The following is a 22,062-nucleotide window of genomic DNA, read 5'->3' on the forward strand; positions in this document are numbered from 1 at the left end:
AAGGCAGCATGGGCGCCTTCATCACCGGGGCTGAATTCATGCGACGACTGCCTTCCTTAGCAGCACTCAGAACCTTCGAATGCGCCGCCCGCCACGCCCATTTCGGCCGGGCAGCCGCCGAGCTGTGCGTCACCGACAGCGCCGTCAGCCATCAGATCCGCCAGCTCGAAGAGCATCTGGGCGTTTCGCTGTTCATCCGCGAAGGCCGGCAGATCCGCCCGACCATGGCCGCTGGCCGGTTGATGCAAAGTCTGCAGCAAGCCTTCGAACTGATCGGCGAAGCCTGCGATGAATTGCGCGACCCGTCATCGTTGGCCGTGTTGCGTCTGGCGGTCACCGCCGAGTTGGCGCAGAAGTGGCTGATGAGTCGCCTCACTGACTTTTACGCGCGCTATCCGCACATCACGCTGCACCTCTACGAACAACCGATTGACGCCACTGCGCCGGGGGAAGACATCGATCTGGCGATCACCTACGGCACCGGCCCGGTCGACAGCAGCGCGTACTTCGTCAGACCCTTGCCAGCGCTGCAATTCTTCCCGGTGTGCAGCCCCGGCCTGTTCAACCAGGGCACTCTGAAAACCCCGAAGGACCTGGCGCGCCATTGCCTGTTGCATGACGATCAAGACGGCAAGACCTGGACCGCGTGGCTCACCAGTCACGCCGGCGATCAACGTCCCGAACGGCAACTGTATTTCGCCCACGCGGGCCTGGCGCTGGAAGCCGCGGTGCAAGGGCAGGGCGTGGCCATGGGCGACAATCTGACGGCTCAGGAAGACTTGCTCAGCGGTCGTCTGGTCCGGCCCTTCACTGCCAGCATGACCGCGCTCGGGCAATATGCGCTGGTGTGTGAGCGGGTGCGGCTGGAGCGTCCGGCCGTGGCGCAAATGCTGGAATGGTTCAACGATCAGCTGATCGATTGATGAGTTGAATTCAAGTATTCCGAAATAATCATCGTTGGCGAGGAGGGCGCCGACGACCTTAGCCTGTGGTCATTCCAATCCCCGCTGATGAGGTCTGACCATGGCACGTTTGCTCGAATCCACCCCGAAACTCGACGGCTTTCGCCTTCCCGGCGAATTCGAAACCAAGTCTGGTTGCTGGCTCGGCTGGCCGGAGCGCACCGACGTCTGGCGCAACGGTGCCAAGCCTGCGCAGAAGGCTTGGGTGCAAATTGTTACCGCCATTGCCCAGAGCGAACCGGTGACGGTGTGTGCTTCCGCCGCGCAATTCGCCACCGCCCGCCGCCAGTTGCCGCCTCAGGTTCGGGTGGTGGAAATGACCTGCAACGACACCTGGTTCCGCGACAGCGGCCCGTGCTTTGTGGTCAACGATGCCAGCGGTGAAGTGCGCGGGGTCGACTTCGAGTTCAACGCCTATGGCGGTCTTGACGGCGGCTTGTACTACCCGTGGGACAAGGATGATCAGATCGCCAGCAAAATCCTCGAAATCGAACGCTTCGACCGTTATCGCGCGCCACTGATTGCCGAACTGGGCGGGATCCAGAGTGACGGCCAGGGCAGCATCCTCACCACCGAACAATGCCTGCTCAACCGCAATCGCAACCAGCATCTGGGCAAGGATGAAGTCACACGCCGCCTGACCGATTACCTCGGTGCCGAGCAAATCATCTGGCTGCCACGGGGTTGCAAGTTCGACGAAACCGACGGCCACGTCGACGACCTCGCCTGCTTCGTGCGTCCCGGCGAAGTGGTGCTGCAATGGACCGACAATCGCGATGACCCGCAGTGGGAGATCTATCAGGAGGCCTACGACATTCTGCGCAGCACCCGCGACAGCCGTGGCCGCGAGTTGATCGTGCACAAGCTGCCGCAACCGGATGTGCTGGAATGGACCGCTGAAGAGGCCGAAGGCCTGGACCAGCAGGACAGCACCCATACCCGTCAGGCCGGGACCCAAATCTGCGCGTCGTACATCAACTACTACGCCGGCAACAGCTCGATCGTGGTGCCGCTGTTTGGTGATCGCAATGATCAGGCAGCGCAGGCAACCCTGGCCGAATTGTTCCCGCAACACAAAATCGTCGGCATCGAAAACTCTCGGGAAATTCTTCTGGGTGGCGGCAATGTCGCCTGTATCACCATGCCTCAATACGCCGCAAAGGGGGTTTGAACATGGGCCTGCACAAACTGACTCAAGCGTTATTGCTGGTGCTTGCACCCTTGTGTGTGCAGGCCGCCGACACCGCGAAACCGGTGGTAAACCTGTACATCTGGGGCGAGTACCTGGCCCCGGATACCCTGACCAATTTCGAGAAAAAAACCGGCATCCATGTGGTGGTCGATCACTTCGACTCCCTGGAAACGGCGGAGACCAAACTGCTGACCGGCCGCAGCGGTTATGACCTGGTGCTGACGGCGGGGCAACATCTGTCCCGGGCGATCCAGAGCGGGGCGATTCAAACACTGAACCCGCAACAACTGCCGCACTTTGCCGGCGTCGGAGAAGAGTTCCGCCAGCACATGGCGGCGTTCGATCCGGGTAACCGTTACGCCGGGATCTACGCCTGGGGCACTACCGGCGTCGGCTATCAGGAAGAGGCGGTCAAACAGCGCTTGCCGGACGCGCCACGGGACAGTTGGGCAATGCTGTTCGACCCGGCCGTGGTGGCGAAATTTTCCGATTGCGGGGTCAGCCTGCTCAATGATCCCAACGAGGTTTTCGCCGCGGTCATGAAGTACATGGGCCTGGACATCAACAGGCAGAATCTCGATGACCTGAAACTGGCCGAGCAACAACTGGCGAAGATCAGGCCGTACATTCGCTACTTCGACAATGACCTGAACATCAGCGATCTGGCCAACGGCAACACCTGCGTGGCGATGTCGTGGAACGGCAACGTGGCCATCGCGGCCGGGCAGGCCGAGGCGGCGAACAAACCGTTCAAGCTCAATTACCGGATACCGAAAGAGGGCACGTTGATCTGGTTTGACGCCATGGTCATTCCCAAGGATGCACCGCACCCCGAGGCCGGGCTGGCGTTGATGGATTACCTGATGACGCCTGAAGTGATTGCGCCAATCACTGACACCATTCACTACGCCAACGCGATCACGGCGGCGGATGGGTTGATCGATCCGGCGATCCGCAATGATCCGGGGACGTATCCATCGGCGCAGGTGAGGGCTTCGTTGTATAGCAAGAATGACAATGGCAAGGCGTTCAACCGGGCGTTGATTCGGGCGTTTACTCGGTTGAAGTCAGGATTGTGATCGGTTTTGAGTCATGCGGTGAATGTGAAATCGCCATCGCGAGCAGGCTCGCTCCCACAGGGGTTTTGTAAACACTCGAGATCCAGTGTGGGAGCCAGTCTGCTGGCGATGAACGATAACGCGGTCTACTTGCCCGTCATCCGACCTTGGATAATGGAGGGCATGTGACACCGCTTTCGCGAGCAGGCTCGCTCCCACAGGGGCGGTCTACTTGCCCGTCATCCGCCACAAATACCAGGAAGCCACCGTGCGATACGGACTCCACGCCAACCCGATCTCAACCATCTGCTTGCGCGTCAGCTGCACCTCCAGCCCCTTGAGCCGCCGATACCCCTCACGCACCCCAAAGTCATCCGCCGGCAAAATATCCGGGCGCTCCAGGCTGTAGATCAGCAGCATTTCAACCGTCCAGCGCCCAACCCCACGCAAGGTGATCAAGCGCTCAATCAGCGCCTCATCGTCCATCGCCAGTGCCGTTGCGTAATCCGGCACCACACCGTCCAACGCTGCCTGCGCAATCCCTTGAATGGTCGCGATCTTGCCTGCGGAAAACCCGCAGCTGCGCATCTGATCAAACCCGGTCGCCAGAATCTGCTCAGGCCTTGGAAACGTCGTCGACGGAAACAACGCCAGCAGCCGACCGACAATCGCATTCCCGGCCTTGGCGTGCAGTTGCTGATACGCAATCGCCCGCACCAGCGATTCATACGGATCGCGAGCCGCATGGGGCTGATGCAGGCACGGGCCGACGGCGGCGATGTGGAGCCGCCAGTCGTCATCGATCGATGACAGAAATTCAGTCGCGGGCAGGTAGGGATCGGGCATGGCGATCAAGCGTTCCCGGCCGTTTTCAGCAGGGCGTTAACTTCCCCATACGTGAAGGCCTTGAGGTGGCTGCTGTCCAGTTTGCCGTTCTCCAGAAAGCCTTTGGCCAGGGAAGCCATGGCGCCATACAGAAACTCGGCGATGCCCGAGCCGGCGCTCAAACGCCGCACGCCGAGCGCTTGCAGCTCTTCAGGCGATGGCAAACCCGGTAGCCCCAGTACATTCACCGGCAATGATGTGCCCTGGCACAGTGCCTCAATTTCATATTTTGCAGTGACGCCCGCCGCAAACAACCCATCGGCGCCCGCCGCCTGATACAACGCGGCGCGCTTGAGCGTTTCGGCTACGCGATCTTCGGCAGGCACCAGGCCTCTGAGGTACACGTCGATGCGGGCATTGATGAACAGCTTCACGTTGCGGCGATCGGCAACCTGACGGGCGACTTCGATCTTGCGTACCAGCAACTCCGGCGGGGAAGAGCCGTCTTCGATATTGATCCCGACTGCACCGGCCGCGATCACCGCATCGATGACCTCGCCAACTCGCGTCAGGTCATCGGAATAACCGGCCTCGACGTCGATGGTCAACGGCACCGAGATCACGCGGGCGATGGATTCAACGGTGGATATCAGGCGTTCAAGGGGCAGGGCATTGCCGTCCGCGTACCCATGCGCCCAGGCCACCGCTGCGCTGCTGGTGGCCACGGCCTTGCAGCCCAGTTGCTCGACGATGCGCGCCCCGGTGGCATCGGCGACGTTGGCGAGGATCAGCAGGCCGTCGTGGTGCAGTTGATGAAATTGCGTGTCCATCGAATGTCCTTCCTTATGACTTTTTGCAGAGAATCAGGGGATCAGAAAGCGAGTTGTCCGGTCACCTGTACGGCGGCTTTTTCCAGCCTGAGCAAAAACGCCTTGCGCGGTTGTCCTCCACCATAGCCCGTCAACGAGCCGTCTGCACCGATCACCCGGTGGCAGGGCAACACAATCGAAAGACGGTTATGCCCGTTGGCCAGGCCCACTGCACGACTGGCGCCGGGCTTGCCCAGTGTGGCAGCGATGGTGCCGTAGGTGCTGGTCTGGCCGTAGGGGATCTTCGCCAGTTCGGCCCAGACTTGCCGCGCGAATTCGCTGCCGGGCAAATGCAGCGCAACGTTGAACTCGGTGAGTTTGCCGGCGAAATATTGCGTCAGCTCGGCTTCAATCTGCTGTAAATGAGCGTTGTGCCCCGGCGCCACGGCATAGCCATAACGGTTCTGCAGTTCTTCGACTTCCCGGGTCAACGCCGGACGATCAAGAAATTCCAGCAGCACCAGCCCACGGCGTTCGGCCATGGCGATCATCGGCCCCAGCGGCGTGGTCAGGCGAGTGAACAGCAGCGGCTCACTGTTGGCCGCGCGGCCCGGCGTGATGTGGAAGGATTTTTGAAACGCATCGCGAAAACCACTCAGGGATTCGTAGCCCGAGTCGAACGCCGCGTTGTCGATGGAGTCACCCTGCTTGATACCGCCCAACGCCATGCCCAGGCGCCGGGTGCGCAGCCAGGCGTGGAACGTCATGCCGAAATGCTGCTTGAACCAGCGCCGCAGTTTCAGCGGCTCGATGCCCTCGGCCACAAGCTGGGCATCGGTCCAGCGCAGGTCGGGATCGCTGTCCACCGACTTGAGCAACGCCTGCACCCAGTCCGGCGCGATGGCCGCTGCGTCCAGCGGCTTGCAGCGCAGACACGCGCGATAACCCGCCGACATGCACTCATCAGCGTGAGCGAAGAACTCAACGTTCTCCGGCTTGGGTTTACGCGCCGTGCAACTGGGGCGGCAGAAGATCCCGGTGGTCTTCACGGCGGTAAAGAACACCCCCTCGTAGGCGGTGTCTCGTTCGAGCATGGCGCGAACCATCTCGGCGTGGGGCGGAAGCAAAGCGTTTTGTAGGTTCATGGGTTGAGCATAAGACGCGTTGACCGACGCCTCCACCGGAAAATCGACAGAGAATTCCGCTGCTTCAGATCGAGCGTTGATTGACCCGCTTCGACAACTCTTCCGCGCTCTCTTTGCGCTCTGAATAACGGTCCACCAAAAACTCCTCGCGGCCACGCACCAGCAATGTGAACTTCATCAGTTCTTCCATCACATCCACCACCCGGTCGTAGTACGCGGAAGGCTTCATCCGGCCAGCCTCGTCGAACGCCATAAAAGCCTTGGGCACCGAGGATTGATTGGGGATGGTCAACATGCGCATCCAGCGGCCCAGCACACGCAGTTGATTGACCGTGTTGAACGACTGGGAGCCGCCACAGACCTGCATCACCGCCAAGGTTTTGCCTTGGGTCGGACGAACCGCGCCCATCGTCAGCGGGATCCAGTCGATTTGCGCCTTGAACACCGCCGACATCGAACCGTGGCGTTCCGGTGAGCACCAGACCTGGCCTTCTGACCAGAGCACCAGCTCGCGCAGTTGCTGGACCTTCGGATGGTCGCTGGGCGCATCGTCGGGGAGGGGAAGGCCGGAAGGATCGAAGATCACCGTTTCGGCGCCCAGCAGACGCAAAATTCGTGCGGCTTCCTCGGTCAGCAGCCGACTGAAAGAGCGCTCACGGGTGGAGCCGTAGAGCAGCAGGATGCGTGGTTTGTGGGTGCTTTCGGTTGAAAGCGTCAGCAGTTCCAGGTCGAGATTGGGCAGGTCGTCATTCATTAAAGGGCTCCGATGCGGTCCAGTTCGACTTTCAGTTCGGCGTCCGAAAGTTTTTCCAGGTCCAGGGCGAAGAAGGCTGCAAACCGTTGCTTGATCGTTTCGACGGTGCTGTCGAACGCGGCCTGAATCTCCTGCTCGGTACCATGCACCTCCGACGGATCGGCCAGTCCCCAATGACTTTTGATCGCCGGGCCAAAGTACACCGGGCACGCTTCCCCGGCGGCTTTGTCGCAAACGGTGATGACGATATCGGGTGGGGAGTCGGTGAACACCGAAGAGTCTTTGCTGTAGAGGCCTTCGGTCGAGACACCGAGGGTGTGCAATGTTTGTACGGCTTGAGGGTTGAGCCGGCCGCTGGGGAAACTGCCGGAACTCACTGCCTCAAAACCTTCGGGAGCCAGATGATTGAACAGCGCTTCGCTCAACACGCTGCGGCAGCTGTTGGCGGTGCACATGAAAAGGACTTTGGTGGGATGGGGGAGTGGGCTCATCGCTGAAGGCTCGTATATATGGATATCCGAATATACGGATGCTTTCACGAGTTGCCAACTCCCTTTTACGTGCCGTTGCCTCAGGCGTAGGCGCTGATGGCAATCCATTCCAGCATCAGAAACAACGCGCCGAGCAACGCAAATTGCGGCGTCACCGCGCGGGTCGGGTCGACGAACTGGGGCAAGAATGCGGTGAAGACCAGAATCGCCTTGGGGTTGCTGGAGCCTAATTTGATTCCGCTATGCCCGGAGGGGCTGCTTTCGGCTGTGGATTCAACCGGTCGACGCAACAGATTGGCTAAATCGATCCGCGGTCGTTCGCTGTTTACTGCCGTTTAGGGATTGCCTGAACCAATAGCCGGACGATCGATACACGACGCATCCCATAACGTCATGATTTGCGTCACCGCGTCATCTATCTGTTTGAGGGGCACGCCGTCTCGGGCCAGTACCGAAATCCCCAACACGAAGCTGTCAAACACCGTGGCCAATGCCTCGGGCACAACCGTGGGTGGCAGCTCTCCAGATGCGATAGCGCGTTCGACACATGCCACCATCCCTGCACGGTTCAAGGATCTTGCGTCAGCCAGCGGCTGGGAGATGGCTTTGCTTTCATCCGTGCAGGCACTCAGCAGACCCAGCGCCACCAGGCATCCTGCTGGGTGGTCGGGCTCACACTGCATTTTCGCGGAGCGCCGCAGCGTTAGTTCGATCGACTCTCTCGGGGGGAGCGTGGTGTCAAACAGGCTATCGGTCACCCGGCCGTGGGTGTTCAGATAACGTTCCATCACTTCATTGAACAGCGCCTGCTTTGAGCCGAATGCAGCGTAGAAGCTGGGTGCGGTGATGCCGCCGCCGATATTTGCCTTGAGCTGGCTGAGTGATGTTGCGTCATAGCCGTGCTCCCAGAACAAATGCATCGCTTGAGTAATTGCCACGCCACGGTCAAAGGTGCGTGGACGTCCCATCTGTGCCATGTGAACCTCCTCTCGATCACTTAAATACTAATCGATATATAAGTCGTTGACTAGATCGCGGTACGCCTCCATATTATACCGATCGGTATACATGTGAGGTGACAAATGACTACAGATGAGCGACAGGGCGGAAAGCTTCCGCTTGGGGCATTACTTGCACTGGCGATGACGGGTTTCATTTGCATTGTCACTGAGACCTTGCCAGCGGGCTTGCTGCCCGAAATTGGTAGTGGCCTGGGTGTCTCTGCGTCTCTGGCCGGGCAGATGGTGACTGTCTATGCGTTGGGATCGCTGCTGGCGGCAATCCCGCTGACCATTGCCACGCAAAGTTGGCGCCGTAGAACGGTACTGCTGGTGACCATTGTCGGCTTCCTGGTATTCAACTCCCTCACGGCGCTGTCTTCCGATTACTGGTTGACGCTGATTGCACGGTTTTTCGCCGGGGTTTCAGCCGGGCTGGCCTGGAGCCTTATCGCGGGCTATGCACGGCGCATGGTCGCCCCTCATTTGCAGGGGCGCGCATTGGCGGTGGCCATGGTGGGTACGCCCATCGCGTTGTCGTTGGGTGTGCCGATGGGAACGTGGCTGGGTGGATTCATGGGCTGGCGCATGGCCTTTGGATTGATGTCCGGCATGACCCTTGTATTGATCGTTTGGGTGCTGATCAAAGTGCCGGATTACCCAGGCCAATCATCCTCACAGCGCATGCCGTTACGTCAGGTGTTTTTCACCCCAGGCGTCCGCTCGGTATTGGCTGTCGTCTTCACCTGGATGCTGGCCCACAACATTCTTTACACCTATGTCGCGCCCTTTGTTTCCAAGGCTGGGCTGAACAGTGACGTCGATTTGGTATTGCTCACATTTGGTGTCGCGGCGCTGGCCAGCATCTGGCTCACGGGCCGACTGGTTGATCGGCACCTGCGAACAACCGTGCTGGTCAGCCTTGCAACCTTCGCAGCGGTTTCGATTTTCCTCGGAGTGTTCTCGGGCTCCGCCGCGGCCATTTATGTGGGTGTCTTCATGTGGGGGCTGACCTTTGGTGGCGCGGCCACCCTGCTGCAAACAGCACTCGCCGACGCCGCAGGTAAGGGCTCCGATGTTGCGCTCTCCATGAACGTAGTGGTCTGGAACAGCGCTATTGCCGGCGGAGGACTGCTGGGTGGCGTGTTACTCGGCCAATGGGGAACGAGTGCATTTCCGGGGGTGTTGCTGGCGTTGCTATTGATCAGCCTGGCCATTGCATTTCGGGCACGGGCGCATGGTTTTCCGCAAGGTCAACGGCACACCACCCAGGCGATCCACAGTCATTGATCGACGGGTAGCACGCCTTCGCATGGTCGTCATTTTCAGTCATAACTCGATGGAGAAATAAAATGAAAAAGAGCATTAGATCGGCCCTCGCCGCAGTCGCAATCACCGTGGCTTTGCCATACCAGGCACAAGCGGCAGAGTTTCCTGTTCCAGCGGGATTCAAGAGTGAGTTTAAAATCATAGACGGCGTCAGGCTCCACTATGTGAAGGGCGGTTCAGGGCCTTTGGTTTACCTGGTCCACGGATTTGGTCAAGCCTGGTATGAGTGGCACAGCTTGATGCCCGAACTTGCGAAGACTCACACCGTCGTTGCGGTGGATTTACCGGGCCTGGGCGAGTCGGAACCGCCAAAGACCAGTTACACCGGCACTGACGTCTCGAAATATCTGTTCGCCCTCGCGACACAGCTAAGCGGCAACCAGCCGTTTGACTTGGTTGCGCATGACATCGGTATCTGGAACACCTATCCAATGGCAGTAACCCACCAAAGCCAGATAAAGAAACTGGTCTACATGGAGGCACCGATTCCCGACAAGCGCATTTACGATTTCCCGGCATTCTCACCACAGGGTGAGTCACTGGTCTGGCATTTCAGCTTCTTCGCCGCTGGCGACCAGTTGGCCGAAAAGTTGATCACAGGGCATGAAAAGCTGTTCCTCTCGCACTTCATCAAAGAACACGCGACCAACAAGGATGTCTTCACGCCTGAGCTGCTCGATCTGTACGCCAAGTCATACGCCAAGCCCCATACGCTGAACGCGTCGTTCGAATACTACCGAGCGCTTAACCAATCGGTCGCTGAAAACGTCGAGCTGTCGAAGACCTCCCTGAACATGCCCGTGCTGGCAATCGGCGGTGGAGGGCACGGCGGAATGGGGCAATTTCAAGTGGATCAGATGAAAGAGTACGCGACGAATGTAGAAGGCCAAGTCTTGCCCAATTGTGGGCACTGGTTGCCGGAGGAGTGTTCCGCTGAATTGAATCCTCTGGTGGTCAAATTCTTGAATAACTGACGGATGCTCTTGATACGTAAGGTGGCTGCTATTTGAAACGCGGGTGCCACTGATGAGAGCCGTGGTCGGGGGCTTGGCCAACGTCGGCTTCTGGCCCAGAGTGTGTCAAAACCCTTGTTAGCCGCTTCCACTCCGGAATGTTTTGGCTTACTCAGCCCAGGTCACACATCAGTTGCTCACTTCCCTTCAGGTATTTTTCAATTAGCTCTTTGAGGGGGCCGCGGGCCTGCAGGTTGGTTAGCATTTTTAATTCTCTGGCAAAATAGTGACTTCATCCGCGTGCAGCGGTGTAGGCAAGTCGCCGTACACTTTTATTGCTCAAAGTGAGTGCGCGCCCGTCATTCAACAGAATTTGAGGGCGCTTGTTTAAACGCCATCGGGTTTACTTCCTGAAAGCTACAAATCCTTGCGCCGTTGCCTACGGCTGCGCCAGAATCCGCCGGCTTGTGCGCCTAGGGCCTGGGTTTTATCGTTTCCGGGTCGCTGAATATCAGTGATCGGGTTTGGTAGCCCGGGTCTTTAGTTGCAGAGCACTGCCTGTTGTCGAGTCTTTTCGTCTCGTCTTTATGGTGGTCATGCGCAGGGCACCCTCGGGTGCGCCGTTTTCCTAGAGCCCGGTCTACCAACCTGCGCATGGCCACCACCACATTCGTTTGGTAGCGAGGGTGATGGCTCCTTATTAAGTGCTTTAGGAGTTTCATCTATGTTCAAACCAACACCCAATCCACCAGAAGCGGATGACGTTTCCCCCTACGAATCCACCGATTCCAAAAAACTCAACGAAGCCGCCGAGCGGGCACTCGACTTCCACTTCCCGTCGAATGCCGACATCAAAGCCACCCCGCGAACCCGCAGCACCCTGTTTTCCGTAGACCCTGAGGCCACGGCCGAAACCCTGGCGGTTTATCTGGTCGAGACGCTCGCCTCGGTCGATGTGATGGTCCATCAGTTGGTGGATCATCTGGAGGGTGAATCGCGTTACGCGCTGCTAGGTATTTCAAACAGCATCATGACGGCGGAGATCACAGCGAATCGGGTGTTGGATAAGATTGATCTGTCCAAGTAGGTGCCGCTTGCTGTGGTGAGTGGCGAACTGATGTTTGGCTGTTAATCAGGGCCAGAAGTGACATAGCAGCGACTCGCTGCGTTTCATAACGCGATGAAATCCCCCGGTGGTTTGCCGATCACAGGGGGCTTTTGTTGGCAGCAAGACCGGACGGCTTCATCGCCGGTCAAATGCTCATGTAAGCAGTGATGTGACTGCGCCAGTTCCGCACCGCAGTTTGAACCTGCGCAGCATCCGGTCAACCCTGGAACTCACGCACGGCGCGCCATCAACAGCACCGAGGCCGCCGCCGACAACAACCCTGCACAGCAACGGTTGAATATCCGCTTGCCCCGAGGCTCGGCAAACCAGCGGCGCATGTGCAGGCCCATGTAGGCGTAGGCGCTGATGGCGATCCATTCCAGCATCAGGAACAACGTGCCGAGTAACGCAAATTGCGGCGTCACCGCGCGGGTCGGGTCGACGAACTGGGGCAGGAATGCGGTGAAGATCAGGATCGCCTTGGGGTTGCCGGCTGCTACCAGAAACTCCTGCCGCGCCAATGCCAACACGCCGACCGACGCGCCCGTTACAGCTTTCTCGGCCCCCGGATCGGCGCGCCACAATTGCCACGCGAGGTAAAACAGATACGCCGCGCCGACAATTTTGATGCCGTAGAACAGCAACTCTGAAGTTTGCAGCACCACCGCCAACCCGGCCGACGCCAGGGCGATCATCCCGGCAAAGGCCAGTAACCGACCGATCCCGGCCACGCACGAGATGCGGTAGCCGTAGCGGGTCGAATTGCTGACCGACAGCAGATTATTCGGGCCCGGCGCCATGTTCAGTGCGAAGCAGGCGGGGAGAAACAGCGTGAGCGTGGCGAGGTCCATGACCGGTCTCCGGAAGCGAGAACGGTATTTTTATCATGGACGGCGGGGGGCTTTCCCCGTACAGCGGTGGACGCAAGTCGCCGTACACTTTTGCTTCTCTTAGAAAATAAGCTATCGGGTAAACCTACTCGGTTTTCTTGAGGTTTTAACTGCGTGTAGACAGTGCGTGCCTGGAGGCCTTGAAAATAGTGGCGCGGGTAAAGGGAATCGAACCCTCCTTATCAGGGTGGGAAGCTGATAACGATTGTTGCCCAAGACCTGGTCTTTGCGCACGCGTTTGGGAAGCTAAGGTCGACTGTCCGCTCTTGGGTCACGCTCTACCCATTTCCTCGTACGAAGCATCGACGACCGTGACGCGCTCATCCCAAGCAGCTTCAGCGACATCCCGGATAATTTCCGCGAGCGTCTCAACATCCACCCCTTGGGCTTTGATGCAGGCCAAGCGTCCAACCGACCAGTCGATGACGGAGCACTTTGGATGCTTCCCTAGCAGTGCGGACAGGGCTTCCTGAGGCGGCTCTTTGCGGGTGTACATGAAGTCAAAGTACGGGGCACTGGCATTCTGAAGCGAGTACACGAGAGCCCAAGCATTTGATGGGCCGGGAAAGCATATATTGACGTTACGATGCGCCCATTCAGGCCCACCGTGTTTGATGCGGCGAAGTACTTCGATGATCGAATGACAATCGGGTATTCGGATCATGCGATCAGGGTCAAATGTCCAGCCAGGCCCAGACTGGGGAGCTGCTTTACTGGTCAGAAGTGCAGTCATTCTTGTTTTTCCCTTCATCGCATTACCTTAGGTTTGAACGTCTGCTCTTGGCTGTGGGCACGGTTTCGGCTCCAATGTAAGCAATGATGCTAGCGCGCAGGCCCTGCGAATGTGGTGTCCATCGTGTGTCGGTCGTAATCCAGCAGGTATGAATGATGCAGACGATACAGCTGTGAAAGCAGATCTTTGTTGGGGCCGACTACGTCCATACCTCTGTCGTCGTAGGGAAAAACCATGACGTGCTTCTTCAAATTGAAGAGGTATAAAACGCAGTTGGGCTTAGGCTGAATTGCGGCAAAGTCCCTAGCCAAAGCACACCAAAGAAAAGCTTGAAGCAGAGTCGCAGGCGCTTCAAATGCGACGTTGATCCAATACTCCGGCTCGCTTTCGCAAAACCATTCCTCCGGATCTATCTCCTCACTCCAGACTGAACATTCCGTGGGTATGTTAATGCCGGCAGATCGAAGAGCGTGAATCAGGGGCCGATGAGCAAATCGGTTGTTGCCAGAATGAATGCGCAGACAAGCAACAAGCGTCGCGTCATCAAGGAAAATATCGCTGCATATCTTTGTTGATTTTCGTAGTGCTGTTAGAAATTGCTCAATCACTCCACCAGTTTCAGATAGCTCAAAACGCAAACCTCCTGGATAGGAATAGAAAAGTGGCCTAGCAAATGCTCTACCCCCAAAGATCCTCTCAATTTCAAGTTGTAGATTCACTTGATCCCTTCATAGCTGATTGTCCGACTCCATAGCTTGGGTGGTGCAGACGGATATTACTGTATACGTAAGATCTGAGCTAAGCCGCGAGCGTCCGCTGTTGGCTGTGGATTCAACCGGTCGATCCAACAGAGCGCGCGTCCGGCCATTCAACATGATTTGAGGGCGCGTGTTTAATCGTCATCAAGTTTACTTCCTGAAAGCTACAAAACCTTGCGCCGTTGCCTACGGCTGCGCCAGAATCCGCCGGCTTGTACGCCTTGGGCCGGGGCTCTATCGTTTCCGGGTCGCTGCCAATTCAGCGTCCGGATTTGACCGTCCGACTCAATCAAGGCGTACCAGTGCCCAAGAAAAGCTTCCGGCTTTTTTGCGGTGGCTGTGCGTGGGACATCTTCGGGTGTGCCGGATTCCTTGATTTCCGGTCGGTCAACCCGCGTACAGCTGCCACCTCGTTTTAAACGCGAAGAAAACCCCCGTGTTCTGCCGATCACTGGGGGTTTTTGGTAGCCGCAAGACCTGCGGGCTTTGCCGGGTATCGGGGCGTTATCTCGCAAACCGTCTCGCACCCACCACACACAGGATCACCGCAACAGTAACCCCAAGCATGCCGATGCTGACCTGCTCGTGAAGCAACGTGGCCGCCAGCGCCAACCCAAAGAAAGGCTGAAGCAGTTGAAGCTGTCCAACGGCCGCAATCCCTCCCTGTGCCAATCCGCGATACCAGAATACAAAGCCGATTAGCATGCTGAAGAGCGACACGTACGCCAGGCTCAACCAGGCCGGCGCAGTGATCCCCGAGAACGTAGGGGGCGTCAGCCACCAGGTCAGCGGGGCGACAATCGGCAGCGACAAAACCAATGCCCAGGAAATCACCTGCCAGCCGCCCAGTGTCTTGGACAGCTTCGCGCCTTCGGCGTATCCGAGGCCGCAGGCAAGGATGGCCAGCAGCATCAGGATGTCGCCTGTCGGCGAGGCAGTCAGCCCTTGGGAAACGGCGAACCCGACCACCAGCAGGCTGCCCAAAACCGAGAAGAACCAGAACGCCGGCCGGGGACGCTCGCCACCGCGCAACACACCGAACGCGGCGGTCGCGAGCGGCAACATGCCGACGAAGACAATGGAATGCGCGGAGGTCACGTACTGAAGCGCCAACGCGGTCAGCAGCGGAAACCCGACCACAACGCCCATCGCGACGATGACCAGGGGCAGCAATTGGTTTCGCGAAGGCCGCTTTTCCTTGAACAACCACAGTATGCACAGCGCCAGAACGCCGGCGATGGTGGCTCGGGCCACGGTCAGAAAGACCGGGTCGAATTCCAGGACGGCCACCCGTGTCGCGGGCAGCGAACCGCTGAAGATCACTACGCCGATCAGCCCATTGATCAACCCGCTGGTGTTCTTTTCCAGCGTCTGGTTTTGCAGCTTCGATGTCCGTTCCATTTTGGGTCCATTCATGTGCCGGGTTGCATTCCGCGCATCGTATGACCGACTATCGATACAATCAAAAAATTGTCATGGATACATTTCCTATGCCTCGCTCCCGGTACAAGTCGCTGGTGGACGCCTTTGCAGCCGATATCCGTTCAGGGCGTTTGCCGCCGGGTACGCGCTTGCCGACTCACCGTCTGCTTGCCGCCAGCCACGGATTGGCCCTGGTCACTGCCAGCAGGGTTTATGCAGAGCTGGAGGCGATGGGCCTGGTCAGTGGCGAAACGGGGCGCGGGACTTTCGTCCGCGAGACTTCGCTGCCACCGAGCCTGGGCATTCAGCAGCCCAGCGTTGTGGCGGGGATGATCGACCTCAACTTCAACTATCCCTCCGTGCCGGGGCAGGCCGAACTGCTGCGCACTGCCTTGCGTCAACTCGCGTTGTCCGGAGATCTGGAATCCCATCTGCGCTACCAGCCGCATGCGGGCCGTCCGCATGAGCGGGCATCGGTCGCGCGCCATCTGCAGGCGCGCGGGCTGACGGTCCAGGCCGAGCAAGTGTTGCTGGTCAGTGGCGCGCAGCATGGATTGACGGTGGCCCTGATGGCGTTGTTGCAACCCGGTGATGTGATCGCCGCAGATGCGTTGACCTACCCGGGGTTCAAGGTGCTGGCTGAAACGCTGCATCTTGAAGTCGTGCCCATTCCCGGCACTGACACCGGGCCTGATCTCGATGCACTCGAAAAGCTCTGCAGGAGGCGATCGGTACGTGCCCTTTACACCATGCCGACGCTGCACAATCCGCTGGGGTGGGTGCTGGCAGCGGATCAACGCGAGCACCTCGTGGCGATTGCGCGCAAACATGATCTGCACATCATCGAGGACGCTGCGTACGCGTTTCTGGCTGAAGATTTACTGCCGCCGATAGCGCAATTGGCACCCGAAAGAACGGTGTACGTTTCAGGATTTTCCAAGAGTGTCGCCACCGGGCTACGCGTCGGATTTGTCGCAGCGCCCGTGCAAACGGTGCCCGCACTGGAGCGTACGATCAGGGCGACCACCTGGAATACTCCCGGGGTGCTGACGGCGATTGCTTGCGCGTGGATCGATGACGGAACTGTCAGCCTGCTGGAAGCGCAAAAGCGCGCAGATGCACAGGCCCGGCAAGCTGTGGCCGACCAGCACCTGGCCGGGCTGCATTTCGTGCGCCACCCATCTTCCTACTTCATCTGGCTGCCCTTGTCGGAAGACGCACGGGCCGACCAGATCGCCATGGCGTTGATGCGCGAGCAGGTGGCGGTATCGACCGCCGAACCGTTTGCGACCTCGGCCCATGTACCGCACGCGATCCGCCTGGCACTGGGCTCGGTGGACATGGACGCGCTCGCCGTGGCGCTCAAGAAGGTGAAGCGGGTGGTGGGGGCTTATACGTAGCGAAGCCATACCTGGCCAAAGCCGGATGACTGGCAGATATACCGCGTTATCGTTCTTCGTCGGAACGCCGCCCGGAGCAAGCCCGCTCCCACATTTGAAATGCGTTTTCCCTGTGGGGCCGGGGCATTCACCACTCTGGCGATCTGATCTACACTTTGCTTTTTTTGATGGAGGCCAGCCGCGAGTGGATGTTCTGGCGCTTTTCCATGACTTCCTGTCTCTGTGGGTGATCAAGCCGGTCACCGACCAGTTTCTTGGCATCTTCGATTTGAACGGCCGCTTCGGTCTAGTGTTTCTCTTTTCCTCCTACAGCGTTGCCTATGGCCTGTTCCGTTTCAGGAAATCCCGCGGGCTGACTGACGCACGTTCTTTCGGGCAATTCATCGGCGGGACCCGGGTGCATTTGCATCGCTCGGCGTTGCTGGATTATCGGTATTACTTCGTCCGCGCCATCCTGAAAGTCGCGCTGGTAGTGCCCATCGTCGGTCTGGTGGACCCATACATCCTGCGGTCCGGGGACTACGTCCGTTTCATGACCAACCTTTGGGGCTCGCGGGTGCAAGCCGGGGACCACCTCTCACTCTCGCTACTGTTTGGATTGGGGGTGTTTCTGGTCAGGGATTTTGCCAACTATTGGGTGCACCGAGCGTTTCATTCCCGATGGCTGTGGGAATTTCACAAGGTCCATCATTCGGCCGCCGTTCTGGTCCCGGCCACCGCCAGCCGGGTTCACTTCGTGGAAAAAATTGTGGAAAAACTGACGAATACGGTCTGCATCGCAGCCTTTGCCGGCATCTTCTGGTACGCCTGTGGTGGTGAGATCAGCCGCTACACCTTGTTTGGCGTGACCTGGCTGGTACTGATCTTCAACGGTTTTGCCGCAAACCTGCGTCACACCCATGTCTGGCTGTCGTTCGGGCCAGTGTTCGAGCATGTGTTGAACAGTCCGGCCCAGCACCAGATTCACCACAGTGACGCGGCCCGACACTTCAACAAGAACTTCGGAGTCAACCTGTCACTCTGGGACTGGATGTTCGGAACGCTCTACGTCACCACCTCGAAACCGGAAGCCATTCGCTTCGGCACCGGTGAGCAGGACCACGAACGTTACCTGTCGGTCTACAGCCTGATCGTCACGCCGTTCGTGGACATCGCTCGCAAAATTCGTCTGGCGAAACGCCCGCAGGCTGCTGCCCCCGCCGCTTCACACCCACCAACGTTGCCCGCCGAAGGATCTCGTAAAGCATTCAACTGAGCGAAGGGCGTCACCAAACACAACCATGACCTACGCTTGTTCACAGACGCATGTTCAGTGAGCAGGGTCTGCTCCTGAGCGAGATTCAATCGGCACCCACAAAAACAATATCGGGAGACTCCATATGCTCGCCTTGTTCCGTCGATTCAGCCGCTGCATCGCAGTTGCCATCACCGCTGCCGCGCTCACTACGCCGGCCTTTGCGCTGGACACCGTCAAGTTCATGGCCCCCGGTTCGGTCGGTGGCGGCTATGACCAGACCGCCCGGGATCTGGGCAAAGCCATGGTCGAAGCCAAAGCGGCCAAATCCGTCACCTTCGAGAACAAGGGCGGGGCAGGCGGTACTCTGGGGCTGGCGCAGTTTGCCAACAGCACCAAGGGCGATCCGAATGCGCTGCTGGTGGTCGGCGCGATCATGGTCGCGGGTATTGAACAGAACAAACCGCAAATCACCTTAAAGGACGTGACGCCGATCGCCCGACTGTTTACCGAATACAACGTGATTGCCGTGCGCAAGGAGTCCGAGTTCAAAACCCTCGACGACTTGCTCAAGGCCTTCAAGGACAAACCCTCCAGCATCACCTGGGGCGGTGGCTCCAAGGGCTCGATTGATCACATCGGTATCGCCGATCTGGCCAGCAAAATGGGGATCCCCGTCAACAAGGTGAACTACGTGGCGTTCGCGGGTGGGGGCGAAGTCGTGGCTCAGGTATTGGGTGGCCAGATCAAGGTGATTACCGGTGGTTATGCCGAGCTGGGTCAATACATCAGGAACGGCCAGTTCCGGGTGCTCGCCATCGGCGCGCCCGAGCGCGTTGCCGGGATCGATGCGCCGACGCTGAAAGAGAGTGGTTACGACGTGATCATCGGCAACTGGCGGGGTGTTTACGGTGCGGCGGGCCTCACGCCCGAGCAGCGCAAGGAAGTGACCGACGCCGTCCTGGCTGCCGCCGAAAGCCAAGGCTGGAAAGCCAATGTCGAGACCAATAAATGGGCCCCCAACGTCCTGACCGGCGATGAGTTCGGTAAATTCGTCGACGAAGAACACGTGCGGCTGCGTGCGATGCTGGTCGAGGTCGGGCTGGTTGCGAAATGAACCCGTCTCATAAAGTCCTGCCGGTACAACTGGCGATCGGCTTGGGAGTGGTCGCCATCAGTGCCGTGCTGGCCCTCGGCGCCTACCGCTTTCCCGAGGAGATGGGCTTCGTCATCCTCGGCGCTTACGTCTATCCCTACGCGTTGGCGGCGTTCCTCGGTGTCGTCGGTCTGTTGCTGTGTTATCAGGCCGTCACCGGTGGTTTCCGCGAATTGGCCGACCACGATGACGAGTCCGCCAAAGCGCGGCCCGGAGGCAAAATTGGGGCCGCCTGGGTGACCGCAGGGCTGGTGGCCGTGGCCGTGCTGATTAACGTCATCGGGTTCGTCCTGGCGGCCGGGTTGCTGTTTGCCTGTTCGGCCCGGGGGTTTGGCAGTCGCCGTCCGGTGCGGGACCTGGCCATCGGCATTGCCCTGACGCTGCCGATTTACTGGCTGTTCAACGCCGGGCTCGGGGTTTCCCTTCCGCCCCTCATCAACGCCTGGCTCTGACCCCGGCCCAAGGAGATCAACACGGTGGAAATTCTCTCAAGCCTGGCCGTCGGTTTTGCCGCCGCCCTGACACCGATCAATTTGATGTGGGGGTTCATCGGCTGTTTGCTCGGCACCGCGATCGGTGTCTTGCCGGGGATTGGACCGGCACTGACGGTTGCGTTGCTGTTGCCGATCACCGCCAAGGTCGATCCCACCGGGGCGCTGATCATGTTCGCCGGCATCTACTACGGCGCACAGTTCGGCGGCTCGACCACCTCCATACTGCTCAATACTCCCGGAGAGTCGTCGTCCATGGTCACGGCCCTGGAAGGCAACCTCATGGCCCGTAACGGACGGGCAGGGCCGGCCCTGGCGACGGCGGCTATCGGTTCGTTTGTCGCCGGCACCATCGCGACGGTTCTGCTCACCCTGTTTGCGCCCATCGTTGCCACCTTGGCGCTGAAATTCGGTCCTGCGGAATATTTTGCGATTCTGGTGCTGTCCTTCACCACCGTGTCGGCAGTGCTCGGCGCTTCGATGCTGCGGGGTTTCGCCTCGCTCGGGATTGGGCTGACCATCGGCCTGATCGGCCTGGACTCGACCTCTGGCATTGCCCGCTACACGTTGGGTGTGCCGGAATTGGTGGATGGCATTGAAGTGGTGCTCGTGGCGGTCGGCTTGTTTGCCGTGGGCGAGGCGTTGTACAGCCTGCTGTATCAAAAAGAAGAAGCGTCCGGCCGGCACCGGCTGACGTCCTTGTGGATGACGCGCTCTGACTGGAAACGCTCCATTCCGGCCTGGTTACGGGGCACGTTTATCGGTTTCCCGTTTGGTTCGATTCCGGCGGGTGGTGCTGAAATCCCGACGTTCTTGTCCTATTCCGCCGAACGCAAACTGAGCAAATTTCCTCAAGAGTTCGCGGGGAACAAAGGTGAGGGTGCCATCGAGGGGGTTGCCGGCCCCGAGGCCGCTAACAATGCCAGCGCAACCGGTTCTCTGGTGCCGCTGCTGACGTTGGGTATTCCGACCTCCGCGACAGCGGCGATCCTGTTGGCGGCGTTCCAGAACTACAACCTGCAGCCGGGGCCGATGCTGTTCCAGACGTCAGGTGATCTGGTCTGGACCCTTGTCGCTTCGCTGTACATCGGTAACGTCATCCTGCTGGTGTTGAACCTGCCGCTGGTGGGGTTGTGGGTCAAGCTGCTGCAGATTCCCCGACCGTACCTCAATGCCGGGATTCTGGTGTTCGCCACCATCGGCGTGTACGGCATGCGCCACTCTTCGTTCGACCTGCTGCTGATGCTCGCGATCGGTTGGGGCGGGGTGCTGATGCGGCGTTTCGATTTCCCCGTCGCGCCAGTGATCGTGGGCATGCTGCTGGGGCCGATGGCTGAAAAACAACTGCGTAACGCGCTGTCCATCAGCGAGGGCGACTGGATGATCTTTCTGACGCAACCCATCGCCGCGTCGGTCCTGGCGCTGACGCTGCTGGTGTTGATCGTGCCTCATCTGCTGCACGCTCGGGGCATCAAGTTGCACGAGGATGATTGATCATTTAAAGCTCACCGCACCCCGTGTAGCAGCTGGCGAAGCCTGCGTTCGGTGCGGGCCGCGTTCGGACGAAGCAGTCGTAAAACCTGAAAACACGGTCTCCCTGAAACACCGCATTGTCTGATCTCACGACTGCTTCGCAGCCGAACGCAGGCTTCGCCAGCTGCTACACAGACCGTGTCTCTGTAACTTGGGCAGTTTTCTTCAATACGCAGGGCAAGGCGCTCAGTACCTTGAGCGCTGATTTCCCTGAATTGAAGAAGGTGTGCGATGAGTCTGATTATTTCCATGGCGACATTTGCCCTGGTGGCGTCGATAACGCCGGGACCGGTGAACATTGTTGCGTTGAGTTCGGGGGCGCAGTTCGGTTTTCGCGCCAGTCAGCGGCATGTGGCCGGGGCCACGTTGGGTTTTGTTTTGTTGCTGGTGTTGATGGGTTTGGGCTTGCATGAGGTGTTGCGGCTGTGGCCGGCGCTGACGCGGGTGGTGCAACTGGCGGGGGTGGCGTTTCTGTTGTTCATGGCCTGGAAACTGGCGGCGGACGATGGACGCATCGATGCAAAAGAGTCACGCCGGGCACCGTCGATGCTCTACGGCGCGGTAATGCAATGGCTCAACCCGAAAGCCTGGCTGGCGTGCGTGGCGGGCATGGGCGCCTTCGTCGCGGACGGCGAGGCGCGGTTGGTCTGGCAGTTTGCGGCGGTGTACCTGGTGATTTGCTACGTATCCGTCGGTTGCTGGGCTTACGCCGGAACCTTTTTGCGCGGCTACCTGGACAACCCGGCCGGGATGCGTTTGTTCAATCGGATCATGGCGTCACTGCTGGGGGCGAGTGCGGCGTATCTGCTGTTTACCTAAAC

At 59.1% G+C, this 22,062-nt stretch carries 22 protein-coding genes and 1 pseudogene; 12 read left to right on the plus strand and 11 right to left on the minus strand.

Features of this window, described 5'->3' with window-relative positions; translation table 11 throughout:
* Positions 1-38: 38 nt before the first annotated feature.
* From ACA070_RS13975 to ACA070_RS13985, 3 genes are all read left to right on the plus strand, one after another.
* A complete protein-coding gene (locus ACA070_RS13975; protein ID WP_131062795.1) occupies positions 39-923 on the plus strand; it encodes a LysR substrate-binding domain-containing protein in 885 nt (294 codons plus the stop codon).
* 100 nt (positions 924-1,023) lie between these two features.
* On the plus strand, positions 1,024-2,133 hold the full coding sequence (gene aguA, locus ACA070_RS13980) for an agmatine deiminase (protein WP_497451633.1): 1,110 nt from the start codon (positions 1,024-1,026) through the stop codon (positions 2,131-2,133).
* 2 nt (positions 2,134-2,135) lie between these two features.
* Complete coding sequence (locus ACA070_RS13985; protein WP_497451634.1) at positions 2,136-3,233, plus strand: extracellular solute-binding protein; 1,098 nt, start codon at positions 2,136-2,138, stop codon at positions 3,231-3,233.
* Between the two features lie 207 nt (positions 3,234-3,440).
* On the opposite strand, the gene ACA070_RS13990 is transcribed toward ACA070_RS13985, so the two are convergent.
* The 7 genes and pseudogenes from ACA070_RS13990 to ACA070_RS14020 all read right to left on the minus strand — a co-directional run bounded on the left by ACA070_RS13990 (position 3,441) and on the right by ACA070_RS14020 (position 8,213).
* Positions 3,441-4,058, minus strand: a complete 618-nt coding sequence (locus tag ACA070_RS13990) for a DNA-3-methyladenine glycosylase family protein (protein ID WP_497451635.1) — start codon at positions 4,056-4,058, stop codon at positions 3,441-3,443.
* 5 nt (positions 4,059-4,063) lie between these two features.
* Positions 4,064-4,867 (minus strand): isocitrate lyase/PEP mutase family protein, encoded by an 804-nt coding sequence (locus ACA070_RS13995; RefSeq protein WP_497451636.1) that lies wholly within the window; start codon positions 4,865-4,867, stop codon positions 4,064-4,066.
* A 41-nt stretch (positions 4,868-4,908) separates the two neighbouring features.
* Entirely contained in the window at positions 4,909-5,991 is a 1,083-nt protein-coding gene (locus tag ACA070_RS14000) for a bifunctional transcriptional activator/DNA repair enzyme AdaA (protein ID WP_497451637.1), read from the minus strand.
* Positions 5,992-6,055: 64 nt separating this feature from the next.
* Positions 6,056-6,745, minus strand: coding sequence for an arsenical resistance protein ArsH (arsH, locus tag ACA070_RS14005; protein WP_497451638.1), 690 nt, complete (start codon positions 6,743-6,745; stop codon positions 6,056-6,058).
* A complete protein-coding gene (locus ACA070_RS14010; protein WP_497451639.1) occupies positions 6,745-7,236 on the minus strand; it encodes an arsenate reductase ArsC in 492 nt (163 codons plus the stop codon). Before ACA070_RS14010 ends, arsH begins: the two co-directional genes overlap by 1 nt.
* An 83-nt stretch (positions 7,237-7,319) precedes the next feature.
* Positions 7,320-7,466, minus strand: a pseudogene (locus ACA070_RS14015) (LysE family translocator); the annotation flags it as partial.
* A gap of 105 nt (positions 7,467-7,571) precedes the next feature.
* Positions 7,572-8,213 (minus strand): TetR/AcrR family transcriptional regulator, encoded by a 642-nt coding sequence (locus tag ACA070_RS14020; RefSeq protein ID WP_497451640.1) that lies wholly within the window; start codon positions 8,211-8,213, stop codon positions 7,572-7,574.
* A 105-nt stretch (positions 8,214-8,318) separates the two neighbouring features.
* On the opposite strand from ACA070_RS14020, the gene ACA070_RS14025 reads away from it, so the two are divergent.
* The 3 genes from ACA070_RS14025 (at position 8,319) to ACA070_RS14035 (ending at position 11,603) form a co-directional block, all read left to right on the plus strand.
* Positions 8,319-9,524: an MFS transporter gene (locus ACA070_RS14025; RefSeq protein WP_497451641.1), complete on the plus strand. Its 1,206-nt coding sequence runs from the start codon at positions 8,319-8,321 to the stop codon at positions 9,522-9,524.
* A 62-nt stretch (positions 9,525-9,586) separates the two neighbouring features.
* Entirely contained in the window at positions 9,587-10,537 is a 951-nt protein-coding gene (locus ACA070_RS14030; RefSeq protein ID WP_497451642.1) for an alpha/beta fold hydrolase, read from the plus strand.
* Positions 10,538-11,240: 703 nt separating this feature from the next.
* On the plus strand, positions 11,241-11,603 hold the full coding sequence (locus ACA070_RS14035) for a DUF6124 family protein (protein WP_497451643.1): 363 nt from the start codon (positions 11,241-11,243) through the stop codon (positions 11,601-11,603).
* Between the two features lie 251 nt (positions 11,604-11,854).
* On the opposite strand, the gene ACA070_RS14040 is transcribed toward ACA070_RS14035, so the two are convergent.
* From ACA070_RS14040 to ACA070_RS14055, 4 genes are all read right to left on the minus strand, one after another.
* Positions 11,855-12,475, minus strand: coding sequence for a LysE family translocator (locus ACA070_RS14040; protein WP_497451644.1), 621 nt, complete (start codon positions 12,473-12,475; stop codon positions 11,855-11,857).
* A 310-nt stretch (positions 12,476-12,785) separates the two neighbouring features.
* A complete protein-coding gene (locus tag ACA070_RS14045) occupies positions 12,786-13,247 on the minus strand; it encodes a hypothetical protein (protein ID WP_497451645.1) in 462 nt (153 codons plus the stop codon).
* Between the two features lie 89 nt (positions 13,248-13,336).
* Entirely contained in the window at positions 13,337-13,966 is a 630-nt protein-coding gene (locus tag ACA070_RS14050; RefSeq protein ID WP_497451646.1) for a DUF3885 domain-containing protein, read from the minus strand.
* A 543-nt stretch (positions 13,967-14,509) separates the two neighbouring features.
* Positions 14,510-15,406 carry a DMT family transporter gene (locus ACA070_RS14055; RefSeq protein WP_497451647.1) on the minus strand — a complete coding sequence of 299 codons (897 nt, stop codon included), beginning with the start codon at positions 15,404-15,406 and terminating at the stop codon, positions 14,510-14,512.
* Between the two features lie 89 nt (positions 15,407-15,495).
* Between ACA070_RS14055 and ACA070_RS14060 the strand changes: the two genes are divergently transcribed.
* From ACA070_RS14060 to ACA070_RS14085, 6 genes are all read left to right on the plus strand, one after another.
* Positions 15,496-16,827 (plus strand): aminotransferase-like domain-containing protein, encoded by a 1,332-nt coding sequence (locus ACA070_RS14060; RefSeq protein WP_497451648.1) that lies wholly within the window; start codon positions 15,496-15,498, stop codon positions 16,825-16,827.
* A gap of 184 nt (positions 16,828-17,011) precedes the next feature.
* Entirely contained in the window at positions 17,012-18,082 is a 1,071-nt protein-coding gene (locus ACA070_RS14065) for a sterol desaturase family protein (RefSeq protein WP_497451649.1), read from the plus strand.
* 124 nt (positions 18,083-18,206) lie between these two features.
* Positions 18,207-19,178, plus strand: coding sequence for a Bug family tripartite tricarboxylate transporter substrate binding protein (locus tag ACA070_RS14070; protein WP_497451650.1), 972 nt, complete (start codon positions 18,207-18,209; stop codon positions 19,176-19,178).
* On the plus strand, positions 19,175-19,669 hold the full coding sequence (locus ACA070_RS14075) for a tripartite tricarboxylate transporter TctB family protein (protein WP_497451651.1): 495 nt from the start codon (positions 19,175-19,177) through the stop codon (positions 19,667-19,669). The genes ACA070_RS14070 and ACA070_RS14075 overlap by 4 nt, the downstream gene beginning before the upstream one ends.
* 24 nt (positions 19,670-19,693) lie before the next feature.
* On the plus strand, positions 19,694-21,202 hold the full coding sequence (locus ACA070_RS14080; protein ID WP_497451652.1) for a tripartite tricarboxylate transporter permease: 1,509 nt from the start codon (positions 19,694-19,696) through the stop codon (positions 21,200-21,202).
* Positions 21,203-21,472: 270 nt separating this feature from the next.
* Positions 21,473-22,060: a LysE family translocator gene (locus tag ACA070_RS14085; RefSeq protein ID WP_497451653.1), complete on the plus strand. Its 588-nt coding sequence runs from the start codon at positions 21,473-21,475 to the stop codon at positions 22,058-22,060.
* Positions 22,061-22,062 lie beyond the last annotated feature (2 nt).

Source organism: Pseudomonas sp. LBUM1678 (assembly GCF_059695575.1).